Below are 16,326 nucleotides of genomic sequence, written 5' to 3'. Positions count from 1 at the left end.
ATGAAAATAGTTTTGATGAAAAAAGGAATTTTATTACTACTAGTGCTTAGTATGCAGTCCATTATAGCACAACAATATGTGTCTAAAGTATGGCAGTCAGATAATGGAGATGGAACATATACCAATCCGGTTTTATATGCAGACTACTCAGATCCTGATGTGATTAGGGTAGGAGACGATTTTTATATGACCGTTAGTAGTTTTAATTGTATTCCTGGTTTACCAATATTACATTCTAAAGATTTGGTGAATTGGGAAATTGTTAATTACGCATTAGAAAAGCAAATACCAGAAGACGTGTTTAATGTACCTCAGCACAGTAAAGGAGTTTGGGCACCATCTATTAGGTATCATAATAATGAGTTTTATATCTATTGGGGAGATCCTGATTTTGGTGTGTATATGATTAAAACCAAGAATGTTTATGGTAAATGGTCAAAACCTTTGTTAGTGTTAGAAGGAAAAGGAATTATAGACCCTTGTCCGCTTTGGGATGGAGAAAACACATATTTAATTCATGCATGGGCTGGAAGCCGAGCAGGGGTGAATAGTTTGTTAACCATACGAACAATGAATTCTGAAGGAACTAAAGTTTTAGATGAAGGTAAAAATGTATTTGATGGACATGTTAATCACCATACTGTAGAAGGTCCAAAATTGTATAAAAAAGATAATTATTATTACATTTTAGCACCAGCTGGTGGTGTGGAAAATGGATGGCAATTGGCTTTACGATCTAAAAATATATATGGCCCTTATGAAGAAAAAATTGTATTAGAGAAAGGAAGTACAGGTATTAATGGACCACATCAAGGAGCTTGGGTGACTTCCCCTAATGAAGAATCTTGGTTTGTACACTTTCAAGATCAAGCTGTTTATGGGAGAGTACTATGGGTAACTCCCATATCATGGAAAGATAATTGGCCAGAAATGGGAAAGGATTTAGACGGAAATGGAGTAGGAGAGCCAATTCTTACTTATAAAAAACCGGTACAAGGAATGCCTTTATCTTCACCACAAGAAAGTGATGAATTTAATAATGGAAAACCTGGTTTACAGTGGCAATGGTATGCAAATTCTTCTGTAAAATGGAGTGCTCAAATTCCAGGAACAGATTACTTAAGATTGTTCGCAATGAGTAAAAAGGAACTTCCTAATTTGTGGGATATGCCCAGTTTATTATTACAAAAGTTACCTGCACCAAATTTTAAAACTACTACTAAAGTTACTTTAAAAACAGAATGGAATATTCCTGGTAAAACTGCTGGATTAATTATGATGGGACAGTCTTATGCATATGTTGGAATTGCCTATCATGACGAGAAATATTGGATACAGCAAGTAGTTTGTGATGAGGCTATTAACGGAGCTATAGAAAAAATTATTGCTGAAAAAGAATTAAAATCAAATACAGTTTATTTAAGAATGGAAGTTTTAGCTCCTAATGCAACTTGTGTTTTTTATTATAGTGAAAATGGTAAGAGGTTTAAAGAGATAGGAGAAAGTTTTATCGCTCAAAAAGACCTTTGGATTAGTGCTAAAATGGGCGTTTTTTCGGCAAGTGAAAAAGAAGTATCCAATGGAGGGTATGCAGATTTTGATTGGTTTAGAGTAGAAAAGAAATAATAAATATTGATTTAAAGGAATATGAAAATTAAAATTGGAATAGTATTATTTTTGGGAGGGGTAATAGGCTTAATGGCTCAATCTCATTATCCAGGGCAACATCAAGATAAGTTAGCTTTAAAAGACAATAATAGAACAAAGGCCATGGCTTTTGATATGAAAGATGTGACTTTGTTAGACTCTCGATTTAAAGAAAATATGCAACGTGAAAGTAATTGGATTTTATCTTTAAAAACAAATAGTTTATTGCACAGTTTTAGAACCAATGCTGGAGTATATAGTGGTTATGAAGGAGGGTATGATACCACAGAAAAATTGGGAGGATGGGAGTCTTTAGATTGTGAATTGAGGGGGCATGCTGTTGGTCATATTTTATCAGGATTGTCATTGTTATATGCTACCACCAAGGAAGACGTTTACAAAACAAAGGCCGATAGTATTGTAATTGGACTTGCTGAAGTTCAAAAAGTATTAAATCAAAATGACTATTTAAGTGCATATCCCCAAAATTTAATTGACAGAAATATTGCTGGAAAACGAGTTTGGGCTCCATGGTATACATTACATAAATTGTATGCAGGATTAATAGATCAGTATTTATATACAGACAACAAACTAGCTTTACATGTAGTTGAAGGTATGGCGAATTGGGCTTATGATAAATTACAGTTGATAACACCTGAACAAAGAACCATCATGTTGCGAAATGAGTTTGGAGGGATGAATGATGTTTTTTATTCACTTTATGAAATCACAGGTAATAAAAAATACAAATGGTTAGGAGAGTTTTTTTATCATAATGAAAGCTTAGACCCGTTAAAGCAAAAAGTAGATAATTTAAATAAAAAGCATGCAAATACTTACATTCCTAAATTAATAGGATTGATCCGTGATTATGAGATAGAAGGAAACAAAGAAAATAAAGAAGTTACAGAGTTTTTTTGGAATACCGTTGTAAATCATCATTCTTTTGTAACTGGAAGTAATAGTGATAAAGAGAAGTTTTTTAAGCCAGATCACCAAACAGAACATTTATCTGGGTATACAGGAGAGTCTTGTAATGTTTATAATATGTTAAAATTAACAAGACATTTGTTTGGTTTAGAGGCTGATGTAAAATATGCTGATTTTTATGAAAAAGCATTGTACAATCATATTTTAGGTCAACAAGATCCGGCAACGGGAATGGTAGCTTATTTTTTACCTATGTTGCCAGGAGCTCATAAAGTTTATAGCACGCCATCAGCATCTTTTTGGTGTTGTGTAGGTACTGGTTTTGAGAATCAAGCCAAATATAGTGAGGCTATTTATTATCATAATAACAAAGGTGTTTTTGTGAATCTTTTTATTCCTTCAGAGTTAAATTGGAAAGAAAAAGGATTTGTTTTAAAGCAAGAAACCAAATTTCCATATGATGATAAAACAACACTTACTATATCAGTAAACAAAAATGTGAAAACGGCTTTATATGTTCGTTATCCGTCATGGGCTACTTTAGGAGCTACTGTTAAAGTAAATGGTAAAAAAATAAGAGTAAAATCTAAGCCAGGAAGTTATATCAATATAGATAGAGTTTGGAAAAATAATGATAAAATAGAAATTACGTTTCCAATGGAATTACATTGGAGTAATTCTAAGGAGGATTCTGATGTAAGAGCAGTAATGTATGGACCTATTGTAATGGCTGCTGAATTAGGGACCGAGGGAATGAAAAAACCGGCTCCATATTCTAACCCTCAATTACACAATGATTATTATACTTATAATTATAATGTTCCTACAACTTTAAATAATCATTTAGAAGTAAAAGGTGATAAGATTAAAAAATGGTTAGAACCTGTTCATAATAAACCTTTAACATTTAAATCAGTTGGTTTAAAAAATAAAGAATTGACTTTTATTCCTTTGTTTGATTTACATAGAGAGCGTTACAATATTTATTGGGATTTAAAATAATATAAAGTACTTGTATGGCTGTTTATATTTTATAAAAAATTATTTCTATAATTAAATTAAGATGTTAATGAGTTGATAATTAGAATAAAATCGAAATTCTTAACGTTAGGAGTCATGGCTGTGGCTGAGAATTTTTTTTAATTCATGAAAGTAGAATAGTTATTATAGACATAATTAATATTAAAGTTTTGAAATCAAATTAACTGTTTTTAGGTAGGTGTAAATTAGGTGAAAAATAAAAGAAGACTTTTTTAGGTAATAAATTAATTAAGGAATTTAATAAAATGTAATTAACAGGATGCTTAGCTAGTGTTCAATATCTTGAGTAGATGACAACATTATTTACCGATACAATAATAATCTATAATCTGAAATATTTATAATCAATTAAATTATTGTCAGAATACATTTTAGTCAAGCTAAATGTTTATTGAAATATATTTTTTTTCATTTTTTTAAGGTGACTTTCCTTTTTTCTTAAAAAAAAACATATATTTGTGTAATCGATTACATAATATTTGATATGAAAAATTACGAGATGAGATACGCTTCAAGTCCTGAAGCTGTTAAAAATTACGACACGAAACAACTTAGAGATGAGTTTTTAATTCAAAATTTATTTAGTCAAGATGAAATCAAATGGGTTTATACCCACTATGATAGATTTATGGTAACTGGAGTTGAGCCTGTTAACAACGCTGTTACGTTAGAAACTATCGATCCGCTTAAAGCGTCATTTTTCTTAGAAAGAAGAGAGATGGGAATTATAAACATAGGTGGGGCAGGTACGATTACAGTAGATGGCACCGATTATGATATCGACAATAAAGAAGCGCTCTACCTTGGTCAAGGCAATAAAAGTGTGGTATTTAAAAGTAACTCTGCTGATGCGCCTGCTAGGTATTACATCAATTCAACACCTGCTCATAAGGCATATCCTAATAAAAAAATCGGAAAAGATGATGTTGAGGTTATCGAGTTAGGTTCTCCAGAAACGGCTAATGCACGTACCCTTAGAAAATATATTGTGAATAGTGTGGTTGATGTTTGTCAGTTACAAATGGGAATGACTTCATTAAAAACGGGAAGTGTTTGGAACACCATCCCATCTCACGTTCATGACAGACGTATGGAGGTTTATTTTTATTTTGAAGTTCCAGAAGATCAGGCAGTATGCCATTTTATGGGTCAGCCTCAAGAAACAAGACATATTTGGATGGCTAATAACGAAGCTGTTATTTCTCCACCATGGTCTATTCACTCTGGGTCTGGAACAAGCAACTATACTTTTATTTGGGGTATGGCTGGTGAGAACTTAGATTATGGAGATATGGATATTTGTAGTAATAACGAGCTAAGATAAAACGAGAAACTATGTCAGTTAATTTATTCGATTTAACAGGTAAAATAGCTTTAGTAACTGGAGCCGTACACGGTTTAGGCATGGCAATGGCTAAAGGTTTAGGGAAGGCTGGAGCAACACTAGTTATAAATAACAATACAGCAGAAACACTAAATGAAGCTATATTGGAATATGAAAAATGTGGGTTAACAGCCTATGGATATACATTTGATGTGACAAATGAAACGGAAGTGAAGGCGGCTATAAAGAAGATAGAAGCGGAAGTTGGCGCTATTGATATTTTGGTAAACAATGCCGGAATTATTAAAAGAACGCCTATCATTGATATGGAAGTTCCAGATTTCGAGCAGGTCCTAAAAGTAGATTTAGTAGGGCCTTTCATTATGGCTAAACATGTTGCAAAAGGCATGATTGAAAGAGGTGGAGGAAAAATTATAAATATTTGCTCCATGATGAGTGAACTAGGAAGAACATCTGTTAGTGCTTACGCAGCTGCTAAAGGTGGTTTAAAAATGCTAACCAGAAGTATGGCCACCGAATGGGCACGTTTTAATATCCAAACAAACGGGATTGGTCCTGGGTATTTTGCGACTTCTCAAACAGCACCGATACGTGAAGATGGTCATCCTTTTAATGAGTTTATTATTAATAGAACGCCTGCAGCGCGTTGGGGAGACCCTGAAGATTTACAAGGCGCCGCAATCTTTTTAAGTTCTAAAGCTAGTGATTTTGTAAACGGCCATATTGTTTATGTTGATGGCGGAATTTTAGCAACAATAGGGAAACCTTCAAACGAAGATTAAATTTTAAGATATGAGTACGACATTTATTCACGATAACTTCTTATTAGAAAATAAATATGCTGAAGAGTTATATCATAATTACTCAAAAAATCAGCCTATTATAGATTACCATAACCATTTACCTCCGCAGCAAATTGCAGAAGATAAAACCTTTGATAACATTACTAATGTTTGGATAAACGGCGACCACTACAAATGGCGCGCGATGCGAACTCTAGGTATCAACGAAAAGTTTATTACGGGTGATGGTTCCGATAAAGACAAGTTTTTAAACTGGGCAAAAACGGTGCCTTACACGATGCGTAATCCACTTTATCATTGGACGCATTTAGAATTGGCTAGATATTTTGATATTAACGATTTACTAAGTGAAAAAACGGCCGAAAAAGTTTGGGAACAAACCCAAGCCAAATTAAATTCGGATGGTTATAGCTGTCGTGGTCTACTTAAAAAAGTAAATGCCGAATTGGTTTGTACTACCGAAGATCCTATCGATACTTTAGAGCATCATCAAAAATTAGCTAAAGAAAATTTTGGCGTAAAAGTAAGTACGGCCTTCCGTCCTGATAAAGCGATTTTAATTTCTAACGAAGGTTATAACGATTATTTAGTAGAACTAGGGAAAGCGGCAAATGTTGCTATCAATACCTTTACAGATTTATGTGATGCCTTGAGAAAACGCATTCAATTTTTTCACGATAATGGCTGTAGATTATGTGATCACGGTTTAGATCAAATTTACTATGAAAGCTATACCGAAGCTGAGGTGAATAGCATACTTCAAAAACAATTAGCAAATAAAGCGATTACAAATGAGGAGGCTTTAAAGTTTCAAAGTGCCGTATTGGTATACCTATGCGAAACCTATAATGAATTTGGCTGGGTACAACAATTTCACCTAGGCGCTTTAAGAAACAACAACGCACGTATGCACCGTATTTTAGGTCCGGATACGGGTTGGGATTCTATAGGCGATTATCCTCAAGCTCAAAAACTATCTGCTTTTTTAAACGGTCTAGATAGTAAAGATAAATTAACTAAAACCATTATTTATAACTTAAATCCAGCCGATAACGAAGTGATGGCAACCATGATTGGTAACTTTAACGACGGTAGTGTGAGAGGGAAAGTACAGTTTGGTTCTGGATGGTGGTTTTTAGATCAAAAAGACGGGATGACCAAGCAATTAAACGCCCTTTCTAATATGGGATTAATTAGCTGTTTTGTTGGGATGTTAACCGATTCTAGAAGTTTCTTGTCTTTCCCGCGTCATGAGTATTTCCGTCGTATTCTTTGTAATCTTTTAGGAGATGAAATTCAACGCGGCGAACTGCCTAATGATATGGAGTGGATTGGAAAAATGGTTTCCGACATCAGTTATAACAACGCGAAAAACTATTTCGACTTTTAGATAAAGATTACAATTAAAAACAAGCAAACTTTAAAACCACAAACTACTAGTTATGAGTATAAATACAAGTACTAAACCAACCAATTATAGATGGACCATTTGCGGACTTCTATTTATGGCGACAACCATAAATTACTTAGACAGGCAAGTCCTTTCGTTAACTTGGAAAGATTTTATTGCGCCAGAATTTCATTGGACCAATAATGATTACGGTAATATCACCGCTTTATTTTCTATTTTTTATGCGGTGTCTTTATTGTTTGCAGGTCGTTTTGTAGACATTATGGATACCAAAAAAGGCTTCCTTTGGGCCATTGGCGTATGGTCGGTTGGTGCCTGTTTACATGCCTTTGCCGGTATTGGAACGGCCGGATATATTACAGGAGATTGGTTTTTAGGGTTTGAAGGTGCTAAAGATGTGCTTCATACCGTAGGTGATACAGGCTTAGTGATTTCTGTAAGTGTGACGCTATTTATTTTTGCACGTTTTGTATTGGCATTAGGGGAAGCAGGAAACTTCCCGGCGGCCATTAAAGCTACTGCCGAATTTTTCCCTAAAAAAGACCGTGCTTTTTCAACAAGTATCTTTAACGCAGGAGCCACTGTAGGCGCGCTTGCTGCACCTATTTCTATTCCGTTTATTGCCGAGGCATACGGTTGGGAAATGGCCTTTATAGCTATTGGAGCATTGGGTTTTGTATGGATGGGCTTTTGGGTATTTATGTATGAAAAACCAGAAAAGCATCCAAAAGTAAATGCTGCCGAATTAGAATATATTCAACAAGATATTATCGCAGATAGTAAGATTGAAGGTTATGCTCCAGAATCGACTAAAAAAGTGTCTTTAATGGAATGTTTTAAGTACAAACAAACCTGGGCATTTGCCTTTGGTAAATTCATGACCGATGGGGTTTGGTGGTTTTTCTTATTCTGGACACCAGCATATTTAAGCTCGGTTTATGGTATGGATTCTACCGAGGCTGCTTTCCCATTATTTGTTTTATACATGATCACTTTACTGTCAATAATAGGAGGGTGGTTGCCAACGTATTTTGTAGATAAAAAAGGGATGAATCCTTACGAAGGGCGTATGAAAGCCATGTTAATTTTTGCTTTTTTCCCTTTACTGGCGTTAATCGCACAACCTTTAGGGCATTATACCTACTGGATTCCTGTTATCATTATCGGAATTGCAGGAGCTGCACACCAAGCTTGGTCGGCAAATATTTTTACAACAGTAGGAGACATGTTTCCTAAAAAAGCCATTGCTACAGTTACCGGAATTGGTGGTTTAGCTGGCGGATTAGGGTCTACATTTATTAATAAAGGTTCTGGACTTTTATTTGATTTTAGCGAAAACACAAATATGGCATTTATGGGCTTTAAAGGTATCGAGTCTGGATATTTTATAGTCTTTTCAATATGTGCCGTATGTTACCTGATAGGTTGGACAGTTATGAAGGTTTTAGTACCTAAGTACAGACCAATAACAGACCTATAAAATTTATACGACTTACAACTACCAAATATATGATTACTACTAAAAAATTAAATAGAGAAAACCTCGGGTTAGAAGCTAAACTACCCATTAAAATTGTTCAGTTTGGAGAAGGGAACTTCTTAAGAGCTTTTGTAGGCTACGCCATTCAAGAATTAAATAAAAAAACAGATTTCGGAGCAGGAATAGCCGTTGTTCAACCTATAGATCGTGGTTTAGTTAACATGCTAAACGATCAAGATGGTTTGTACACTTTGTTTATGAAAGGGGTTAAAAAAGGCAAAGAAATTCAGGATATTGAATTGATTTCTAATATCGTTAAAGGAGTAGATCCTTATGCGAATTTTAATGATTATTTAAGTCTAGCTAAGGAGGAAGCTTTAGAATTTATCATTTCTAACACCACCGAAGCAGGTATTTCTTATGTAAGTAGCGATACGCCAGACATGCAACCACCAAGCTCATTTCCAGCAAAATTAACCCTGCTTTTACACGAGCGTTTCAAGCATTTTAATGGCGATACCAATAAAGGTTTAACCATTATTCCTTGCGAGCTTATTAATCATAATTCTGAAACCTTAAAAGAGATCATATTACAATACATTTCAGATTGGAATCTTGGGGACGATTTTAAATCATGGATTTTAGAAAACAATGCGTTTCATAGTACTTTGGTAGATCGTATTGTGCCAGGCTATCCAAAAGATGAAATTGAAGCGTATAATGCCCAATTGGATTATTCAGATAATTTAATTGTTGCTGCCGAAGCCTTTTTACTATGGGTGATTGAAGGTGGCGATGATTTAAAAGCAAAATTACCATTTAATAAAACCGATTTAGACGTTAAGATTGTAGACGATATGCAGCCTTACCGCACTAGAAAAGTGCGTATTTTAAACGGGGCGCATACGGCCATGGTACCATTTTCAATTCTTTACGGAAATAAAACCGTAAAACAGTCTGTGGATGATGCCTTTACAGGTCCGTTTATTCAAAAAGCCGTGTTCAATGAAATTATTGATACGCTGGACATGGATCGTGACGAGTTAAATAGTTTTGCTGATGAGATTTTCGATCGTTTCAGAAATCCGTTTATCATTCATAACCTATCTAGTATTGCCTTAAACACCGTTTCTAAATTTACAGTTCGTGTGTTGCCAAGCTTACTAGGTTATGTTAAAATTCACAACAAAGTGCCAACGCATTTAACCTTTGCTTTTGCTTCGTTAATTCGTTTTTATAAAGGTACTTTTAACGGCGAGGCTTTACCTGTTCAAGATAGCGAAGATATCGTTGCTCATTTTGCCAAAATTTGGGAGTCTAACGATTATGCAGAAATCGCAAAGGCTGTTTTAAGTCATGAGGATTATTGGGGAGCAGATTTAACTCAAGTTGAAAATTTAACTGAAGCCATTGCTTTAGCTTTAAAGGAAATTGACACCAATGGTGTAGAAAAAGGCTTTGCTAATTTTAGCAAGTCGTTTTAAGAATTTAAAAGATAACTGTAACAAGTTAATAGGATGCAAAAAAAAATTATAAAAGTAAATAACCCGGATAATGTAGCTGTAGCCCTTGTGAATTTAAAGGCTGGAGAGGTTGTTTCTTTTGAAGGGGAAGACATAAAGATTCTTTCAGATACAAAATCGAAGCATAAGATTGCTTTACAAAAATTTGAATCTGGAGACCGAATCATTATGTATAGCGTACTTGTTGGTACTGCCAATGGGGTGATTGAAAAAGGCGATGTTTTAACGGTTGATAATGTAAAACATCAAAGCGATAAAGTATTTGGTAAAACAGAATCTTTTTCATGGACCGCACCAAATGTTGAAAAATGGAAGGATAAAACCTTTATGGGTTACCACCGTCCAGATGGCCAAGTAGGTACCGAAAATGTATGGTTGTTTTTTCCTTTAGTGTTTTGTGAAAACAGAAACATTGAAATTTTAAAAGATATTTTTGAACGCGAACTTTTAAAACAAAAGGTGAATCCGCATCAAATGTTGTTACGTTCACTGGTTAGTGGACACGAGGAAACTGCTGAAACACCAACATCAACCGATGTATTTGAAAATATAGACGTAAAATTTATTACGCATCCAGGAGGTTGCGGCGGTATTCGTCAAGATTCCGAAATTTTAGCAAAACTATTAGCAGGTTATGTAAATAACCCTAATGTCGCAGGTGCTACGGTTTTAAGTTTAGGCTGTCAGAACCTTCAAATTAGTGTGTTTAAAGAAGCTTTAAATGCGATAAATCCGAATATGGAGAAGCCTGTTTTAATTTACGAACAGCAGCAAATGGGGACTGTCGATGAGATGTTAACCGCAATCGTTAAGGATTCTTTTAAGGCCATTAAAGAAGCTAACAAGCAAGAACGCCAACCAGCACCAATATCTAAATTAAAAGTAGGTTTAGAGTGTGGTGGTTCCGACGGGTTTTCAGGAATCTCTGCGAACCCAACTCTAGGTGCTGTTTCCGATTTATTAGTCGCGCTTAATGGCACGGCTGTTTTAGCTGAATTTCCTGAGTTATGCGGTGTAGAACAAGAATTAGTAAACCGTTGTGTAGACGAGGAAGATGGTAAGAAGTTTTTACAATTAATGAAAGATTTCGAAAAATCGGTGGTCGATGCAGGCTCTGGTTTCGATATGAATCCGTCTCCAGGAAATATTAAGGATGGTTTAATTACCGATGCTATGAAATCTGCTGGAGCTGCTAAAAAAGGAGGCACATCACCTGTAGTAAGCGTTTTAGATTATGGTGAGTACATCACAGAACCTGGTTTAAACCTTCTATGTACACCAGGAAACGATGTAGAAAGCACGACTGGTTTGGTAGGATCTGGATGTAATGTGGTGTTATTTACAACAGGATTAGGAACGCCAACAGGAAATCCTATTGCACCAATTATAAAAGTCTCGTCGAATACAGAACTTAAAGAAAAAATGCCTGATATTATCGATATTGAAACAGGCGCTGTAATACGAGCAGAGAAAACCATTGATGAAATGGCTGAAGAAATGTTAGATTTCATCATTGAAGTGGCGAGTGGTAGAATACAAACCAAAGCCAAATTATTAAATCAAAATGATTTCATCCCATGGAAACGTGGGGTGTCGTTGTAGGATATTATATTTTACCTTTGAGTAGAAGATTGTCTTATAATTAATTCAGGAGAGAGTTGAACGCGTTTCTCAATTTTTAATTTGCTGTTTGACATTTGTTCCAAGAAGACTCTTGCGGCCATTTTACCCATTTCAACAGTGCATTGGTCTACCGAAGTTATGGTTAATTCCATAAATTTTGTAAAGGGTTCGTTACTAAAACCAACCACTCTAAAATCTTCGGGAACGCGTTTTCCTAACTCTTTTAGCTTTTGAATAACCCCAAGAGCGACATAATCACTAGAAGAAAATATGGCGTCTGGTGGGGTTTCTAAAGCTAAAAGTTTTAATATGGCATTCTGTCCAGCTTCAATATCACTTTTAGTTTGAATGAAATAATCTGGATTGAAAGTAAAGTTGACATCTTTTAATGCCCCTTTATACCCCTCGACACGTTCTTTGTAAATTTCGAGAGCTGTATCACCAGAAATATGAGCAATCCGCTTGCATCCTTCATCTATCAAATGTTTTGTCGCGTCATAACCTCCTTGATAATCATCAATAGTAACACTACTTACGCCTTTAATATTTATACGCCTATCAAAGAAAATAAGGGGAATATTTTTCTCTAATACTCTATTAAAATGAGAAAGTTGCGAGGTTTGTTTGGTAACAGACATTAATATCCCATCTACTTGTGCATTTAATAAGTTATTTATGGTGTCTATTTCATTTTGTTCTTCCTCATGTGTCTGGCAAATTATGACATGGTAACCTTTAGGATAAAGCTCCTCTTCAATACCTCTAATTATCGAGGAGAAGAAACTTCTATCAATATAAGGTACAACCACTCCAATATTGTTACTTTTACCACTTTTTAGAGCTAAAGCTACTTTATTTTGTTTGTAGTTCATCTCTTTAGCCGTTTTTGCAACTAATTTCCTGGTAGCCTCACTAATTTTAGGATTATTGTTTAATGCTCTTGACACGGTAGCACCCGTAATTCCAAGCTTTTTAGCAATATCGTATATGGTTACTTTATCATTCATTCTATAAGTTTATCTATTATTCTGTATTTCACAAAGATTCAATTCTTAAAAAAATATGTAATCGATAACATATTTCCAGTTTAATCTAAGTTAATTGCAGAGTAATCATTGATTAGTTACTAAATGTATAACTTTACACGCACTAAATACACAATTATGTTAAAAAATATACTTTTAAATACATATTTTTCATTTTTTACTGAATTTAGTTTGTTTATTAGTTCTAAATGCTTAGTTTCGGGTAATCGATTACAGAAAATTGTTTAACATGATATTAATAGAGCATATAAAATGTAAAAAAAACTTAAAACTAATTAATTCACATATAAATCAAACTAAGACAAATTAAATGAAAAATGAACCACTAAAAACAAAACTACAAACATCAATTTAAACCTAACAACTCACTAATTATGAAATTTAATACTTTAAATCTTAAGTATCAAAGGAGTCTAAGTACCTATCTATTTATTTTAGGCTTTTTGATTTCCACTGCTTCTTTTGCACAACAAAAGAAAACAGTTACTGGTGTTATAAATGACACCGATAGTAATATGCCTTTACCAGGTGTAAACATTGTTGAGAAAAATACATCAAATGGAACAACCACCGATTTTGATGGAAATTATGAGCTAGAAGTATCTAATAATGCTGTTTTAGTTATCAGCTATTTAGGATATAAAACTCAAGAAATTAATGTGGCCGGAAAAACTACAATCAATCTTAATTTAGTAGCAGATTTAGAAGAACTTAACGAAGTTGTTCTTGTAGGTTATGGTACGCAAAAGAAAAAGGATGTTACAGGATCTGTAGGAACTATGGATGCAGCTACTATTACCGAGAGAAATGTAACAGATCCTATGGAAGCTATCCAAGGAAATGTTGCAGGGGTTGTGGTTTCTAACTCCTCTGGACGAGTAGGTGACGGATTCGATATTTCTATTCGTGGTACTAATTCGTTCTCTGGAAATACGGCACCTTTATATGTTGTTGATGGTGTGATTACCAATGGAATCGATTTCCTGAATCCAAACGACATTCAAAGTATCGATATTTTAAAGGATGCATCGTCTACAGCCATTTATGGCTCTAGAGGTTCTAACGGGGTAGTACTCGTTACAACTAAGAACGGCGCTGGAGCTAGAGGAAAGGTAACCGTTTCTTATGATACTTTTTATGGTATAAAAAACGTTGCGCGTTTGCCAGATATGATGGATACTGCAGAATGGATAGACTATCATAAGCATGCGTACTTAGCGACTACCGATGGTGGAGATCCGATGAATATCTCTCCAGAACGCTTAGATGCTGTGGTGTTTGGAACTCAAAATACCTTATTGAAAGAACGCTATTTAAACAACGAAACATTCGATTGGTATGATGCTGTACTTAAAACAGGTACGCAATCTAATAACTTTTTATCAGTTTCTGGAAGAGCAGAAAACGGATTGGGGTATAATATTGGAATTGGAGTTCAGACAGAAACAGGAAACATTCCAAATGAATCTTTAGATAAGTATACTTTTAAATCTAGTATCAATCATAAAATTAACGACAAGTTTTCTACAGGCGCAAATGTAACTGTAGCTTTAAGTGAAATTGAAAGAGGAAGTCAATACGCCATGCGTGAAGCATTTCGTTTAGCGCCAGCCATGACGCCGTATGATTTAGATGGTAATTTATTTCCACAACCGGGTAAATTGGTAGATGAAAACGGCGACTACTTAATCAACAAAACAAGTACCTACAATCCATTAATGGAAATCGCAGGATCGTCTGATGACACTAAACGTTGGAATATGATTGGTAGCGTGTATGGTGAATATAGACCTCTAGACTGGTTATCTTTTAAAACTACGTTTTCTGCTGGTTACGACAATTGGAGACGTGGAAAATCTTGGGGTGCAGAAACCAATACAGGGATATCTAATAACGATTTAGCATCTGCAGAACTTGAAAACCGTTCTAACTTTAATTATACGTGGGATAACCAAATTAATATAAATAAAACCTTTAACGAAAAGCATTCATTTAACTTCTTAGCCCTTCAAAGTATTTATGCTACAGAAACCGAAGGATCTACAATGAGCTCTAGAAATATGCCTTTCGATACAGATTTTAATAACATGGGGTCGGGAGAGCAATCTACTTTTGGGCTTGGTTCTTATTTCTACAAACAGCAGTTAGCTTCTTTTGCCTTACGTCTTAACTATTCATTTATGGACAGATACTTAATTACCTTGTCTAATAGATGGGATGGGTCTTCTAAATTTGCTGAAGGGAATAAATGGGATTCTTTCCCATCGGCAGCATTCGCTTGGAGACTTAGCGAAGAAAGTTTTATGAAAAATGTAGATTTTGTATCCGACTTTAAATTTAGAGTAAGTTATGGTTATACCGGAAACGATGGTATAGACCCGTATTCTACACTAAATATTTTAGATCAACAACGTTACTACGAATTGGGTGGTGCCACAGCTAATGGATGGTTACCAGGAAATTTATCGAACAGTAATATTGTTTGGGAAAAAACACGCGAGTTTAACTTCGGTATCGATTACGGATTCTTTAACCAACGTGTTTTTGGTTCTGTAGATATTTACGACCGATTATCTGAAGAGTTATTAGTTCGTCAAGAATTACCTCTAGAATCTGGTTGGGATGCCACTTCTGCTAACGTAGGTTCTGTATCTAATAAAGGGGTTGAAGTTGGTTTAACAACAATTAATGTGAACACAGACAAAGTAAGATGGACAACTACATTTACTTTTTCAAAAAACACGAATAAACTTGAAGAGTTATATGGAGACGGATCTGACGATATAGGAAACAATAGATTTATTGGTTATGATTTAACCTCTATCTACAATTATAAGTTTAACGGTATATGGCAAGCTAACGAAAGAGATTTAGCAGCCTCTTACGGACAATCTGAAGGGCAAGCTAAAGTTGTAGACGTTAACAACGATGGTAAAATTACTGCTACAGACGATAGAATGATTTTAGGTAGTACTTCTCCAGATTGGACTGGTGGATTTAATACTACTTTAAACGTAGGACAGTTTGACTTATCTGCTTCGGTAGTTACTAGTCAAGGATCGTTTGTTTATAGCGAATTCCATGCAAACTTTACGGATACTAGAGATAGAGGACGTCAAAAATTAGCAGGATTAGATTATTATGTTCCAGAAAATACAGCAGGATTAGAACCAAACTTTACAAATGCCTATCCACAGGGAAGAAACGAAGGTACGTTTTGGACCAATGATGGAGTAGGAAATTATAGAGATGCCTCTTATGTAAAAGTAAAAAACATTTCTTTCGGATATAAATTTGACGATACTTTACTAGATAAATTAAAATTATCTTACTTAAGAGTGTATGCTAACGTTTTAGATCCGTTCGTATTTACCGATTACGATGGGTACGATCCAGAATGGGCTGGTGCTAGTTTAAATATTGGTCGTGTAGGCTCGGTTACTTACCAATTAGGACTTAGTATTAAATTTTAAA

Annotated in this window: 10 protein-coding genes; 9 read left to right on the top strand and 1 reads right to left on the bottom strand. The window is 34.8% G+C overall.

Features of this window, described 5'->3' with window-relative positions:
* Positions 1-15 precede the first annotated feature (15 nt).
* The 8 genes from A9D35_RS05705 to A9D35_RS05670 all read left to right on the top strand — a co-directional run bounded on the left by A9D35_RS05705 (position 16) and on the right by A9D35_RS05670 (position 11,785).
* Complete coding sequence (locus tag A9D35_RS05705; RefSeq protein ID WP_141675485.1) at positions 16-1,626, top strand: glycoside hydrolase family 43 protein; 1,611 nt, start codon at positions 16-18, stop codon at positions 1,624-1,626.
* 21 nt (positions 1,627-1,647) lie between these two features.
* The gene (locus A9D35_RS05700) at positions 1,648-3,582 is read left to right on the top strand and encodes a glycoside hydrolase family 127 protein (RefSeq protein WP_066220195.1); all 1,935 of its coding nucleotides are present in this window, start codon (positions 1,648-1,650) and stop codon (positions 3,580-3,582) included.
* A gap of 523 nt (positions 3,583-4,105) precedes the next feature.
* Positions 4,106-4,945 carry a 5-dehydro-4-deoxy-D-glucuronate isomerase gene (gene kduI / locus A9D35_RS05695; protein ID WP_066220192.1) on the top strand — a complete coding sequence of 280 codons (840 nt, stop codon included), beginning with the start codon at positions 4,106-4,108 and terminating at the stop codon, positions 4,943-4,945.
* Between the two features lie 11 nt (positions 4,946-4,956).
* A complete protein-coding gene (locus tag A9D35_RS05690; RefSeq protein ID WP_066220190.1) occupies positions 4,957-5,748 on the top strand; it encodes a gluconate 5-dehydrogenase in 792 nt (263 codons plus the stop codon).
* A gap of 10 nt (positions 5,749-5,758) precedes the next feature.
* A complete protein-coding gene (gene uxaC, locus A9D35_RS05685; protein ID WP_066220187.1) occupies positions 5,759-7,159 on the top strand; it encodes a glucuronate isomerase in 1,401 nt (466 codons plus the stop codon).
* A gap of 52 nt (positions 7,160-7,211) precedes the next feature.
* Positions 7,212-8,660 (top strand): MFS transporter, encoded by a 1,449-nt coding sequence (locus A9D35_RS05680; protein WP_066220182.1) that lies wholly within the window; start codon positions 7,212-7,214, stop codon positions 8,658-8,660.
* A gap of 29 nt (positions 8,661-8,689) precedes the next feature.
* Complete coding sequence (locus tag A9D35_RS05675; protein ID WP_066220177.1) at positions 8,690-10,144, top strand: tagaturonate reductase; 1,455 nt, start codon at positions 8,690-8,692, stop codon at positions 10,142-10,144.
* 33 nt (positions 10,145-10,177) lie between these two features.
* Positions 10,178-11,785 carry a UxaA family hydrolase gene (locus tag A9D35_RS05670; RefSeq protein WP_066220174.1) on the top strand — a complete coding sequence of 536 codons (1,608 nt, stop codon included), beginning with the start codon at positions 10,178-10,180 and terminating at the stop codon, positions 11,783-11,785.
* 11 nt (positions 11,786-11,796) lie between these two features.
* Here A9D35_RS05670 and A9D35_RS05665 read toward each other — a convergent pair whose 3' ends face one another.
* Entirely contained in the window at positions 11,797-12,813 is a 1,017-nt protein-coding gene (locus tag A9D35_RS05665; protein WP_066220171.1) for a LacI family DNA-binding transcriptional regulator, read from the bottom strand.
* A 413-nt stretch (positions 12,814-13,226) separates the two neighbouring features.
* Between A9D35_RS05665 and A9D35_RS05660 the strand changes: the two genes are divergently transcribed.
* Positions 13,227-16,325 (top strand): SusC/RagA family TonB-linked outer membrane protein, encoded by a 3,099-nt coding sequence (locus tag A9D35_RS05660; RefSeq protein WP_066220168.1) that lies wholly within the window; start codon positions 13,227-13,229, stop codon positions 16,323-16,325.
* Position 16,326: the final 1 nt, after the last annotated feature.

It is taken from the genome of Formosa haliotis (assembly GCF_001685485.1).
GTDB lineage: Bacteria > Bacteroidota > Bacteroidia > Flavobacteriales > Flavobacteriaceae > Formosa > Formosa haliotis.
The sequence above is the reverse complement of the archived record's forward strand: the minus strand, read 5'-3'. Positions and strand labels throughout refer to the sequence as shown.

Bases quoted from the DNA above. Each gene is read 5' to 3' on its own strand.
- A9D35_RS05705 (WP_141675485.1), top strand. From the start codon at position 16: ATGAAAAAAGGAATTTTATTACTACTAGTGCTTAGTATGCAGTCCATT.
- A9D35_RS05700 (WP_066220195.1), top strand. From the start codon at position 1,648: ATGAAAATTAAAATTGGAATAGTATTATTTTTGGGAGGGGTAATAGGC.
- kduI (WP_066220192.1), top strand. From the start codon at position 4,106: ATGAAAAATTACGAGATGAGATACGCTTCAAGTCCTGAAGCTGTTAAA.
- A9D35_RS05690 (WP_066220190.1), top strand. From the start codon at position 4,957: ATGTCAGTTAATTTATTCGATTTAACAGGTAAAATAGCTTTAGTAACT.
- uxaC (WP_066220187.1), top strand. From the start codon at position 5,759: ATGAGTACGACATTTATTCACGATAACTTCTTATTAGAAAATAAATAT.
- A9D35_RS05680 (WP_066220182.1), top strand. From the start codon at position 7,212: ATGAGTATAAATACAAGTACTAAACCAACCAATTATAGATGGACCATT.
- A9D35_RS05675 (WP_066220177.1), top strand. From the start codon at position 8,690: ATGATTACTACTAAAAAATTAAATAGAGAAAACCTCGGGTTAGAAGCT.
- A9D35_RS05670 (WP_066220174.1), top strand. From the start codon at position 10,178: ATGCAAAAAAAAATTATAAAAGTAAATAACCCGGATAATGTAGCTGTA.
- A9D35_RS05665 (WP_066220171.1), bottom strand. From the start codon at position 12,813: ATGAATGATAAAGTAACCATATACGATATTGCTAAAAAGCTTGGAATT.
- A9D35_RS05660 (WP_066220168.1), top strand. From the start codon at position 13,227: ATGAAATTTAATACTTTAAATCTTAAGTATCAAAGGAGTCTAAGTACC.